1 protein-coding gene is annotated in these 1,763 nt (G+C 67.7%); it reads right to left on the bottom strand.

The window, feature by feature from the left end; all coding sequences use genetic code 11:
* On the bottom strand, positions 1-1,549 hold a 1,549-nt coding region (locus tag QZY44_RS07660; RefSeq protein ID WP_295444540.1), incomplete at its 3' end, for a TraC family protein.
* Positions 1,550-1,763 lie beyond the last annotated feature (214 nt).

Raw genomic sequence — 1,763 nt, 5'->3', positions numbered from 1 at the left:
GGGCACAGACCACATCGGCCTCCTCCTCCCAACTGCCGATGAGGCCGAAAGGGTTGACGGAAAGTTGCGCGTCCCGGGTGAAGGCCACGAACTGCCCGCCCAGCGCCTCGCACAGATTCTCGTAACTGCGCCCGACGTCGATCACCCAGCAGCGTCCGCCGACACTGAGGTTGGTCGCCAGGAGTTCGTTGGCGAGAAAGGACTTTCCCGACCCGGAGGAGGCCGCAACCACGGCGTTGTAATTGGTGGCCGAGTCGAACAGGTTCAGGTCCATGAGCTGCCCCGCGCGCCCCACCAGGTTGAGCACCGGGCTGCCCGTCCCCTTCCAGTCGCCGAACACCGGCATCAGGGTGGTGGCATGGCTCGAGGCCATCGTGCGATAGCGCATCATGTGGGGGATGGCATCGCGGTCCGCGCCGAACGGCAGACAGTGCAGGAACAGGGGCAGCGGGAAGAACTGGTCCGGCATCACCTGGAAGCCCAGCTCGCGCCAATATGTCCGCAGGTTGGAGCCGGCGGCAGTGGCCTCGTCCACCGGCGTGAAGAGGACAATCCCGAGATAGCATTGGATGGGGCGGTCGCCGTTGTCCAGGCAGGCAAACAGCCCGTCATAGCCGGCCTTGGTCTGACCCAGGGTGGGCAGGTAGTGGGACAATTGGCCCATGGCCTGGTGGGTGGCCCATTGCCGGCTGGCCGCGAGCTTGGTGCGCATGGCCTCGGGGTCCGGAAAGCGCACCGACAGGGTGATCAGGACGTTGTGGCGGATACCCCGCGTGCCCGACACCACGTCGCCGATATAGCGGGCGGCCATGCCGAAGGCGATGCGGTCGGGAAAGCGCTTGACCGAAAAGGTCTGCGCCCGGTGCGTGCCGAGCGTGATGCCCTTGGCGTCCACCTCCAGCGCGTGGGTGAGGTCGATGAACTGCTCGCGGATGAGCCGGTCCGGGTCGCACTCGGGCACGATCCGGTCGCGCCAACCGGCCTGGGGGTCCCAGTTCAGCAGGGTCGACATGAGACGCACATAGCGATCCGCCGTAAGCGCGACCGGCCGCAACCCGGCCGTCTTCAGGACTTGCAGCGCCGTCGCGCACAACACCGCGGCGTCGGTGGTTTCGCGCTCGGTGGGCTTGCCCTCGGCGATGGGCAGTTTGACGGTGACGATGACCTGGAGGTCGCGCAGGCGCAGCTCGCTGGCCGGTCCCAGCGGGGCCTCGGTCCCGGCCCGCAGGAATTCGGCGCGCCGTTGCGTCGACTCGCGCAGCAGCTCGTCGCCGTGACCGATGCGCAGGGCCTGCATCCGTGCCAACCGTTCTTCGATGTCCGGCGAGGCCCACAAGGCGATCTGCACCAGCGTCTCCGATGGCCAGTCGAGGTTCATCAGCACCGACAGCCGATCGGCCTGCGCGCGATCGGCGCTGGACAGCGGCTCACAGACGAACCCGAAGCCCAGGGACAGGTCGTCCAGGATAAAGAGTTGCTGGCCGGGTTCATAGGCCAGCACCGGAAAGAGTTCGGCCGCACGCGAACCGCGAAACTGGCGATGGATCAAAGAGGTTCTCCGCTAGGGGGTGGCTGACGGCGATTGAGACGGATGGCGGGCGGGGTGTCTGAGCGGGCCGCCAGGACTGACCACCCGGCGGCGGGAACGGTGATCAGGTGGCGGCCCGGCTCGCGGGCCGGCGATGCGAGCGCTGGCTTACGAGACCAGCGGCAGGGTGGCGGACACCGTGGCGTCGATGACGTTCGGCGCCAGGAACAGGCCG

Origin of the sequence: uncultured Thiodictyon sp. (assembly GCA_903837595.1) — a bacterium.
GTDB lineage: Bacteria > Pseudomonadota > Gammaproteobacteria > Chromatiales > Chromatiaceae > Thiodictyon.
The sequence above is the reverse complement of the archived record's forward strand: the minus strand, read 5'-3'. Positions and strand labels throughout refer to the sequence as shown.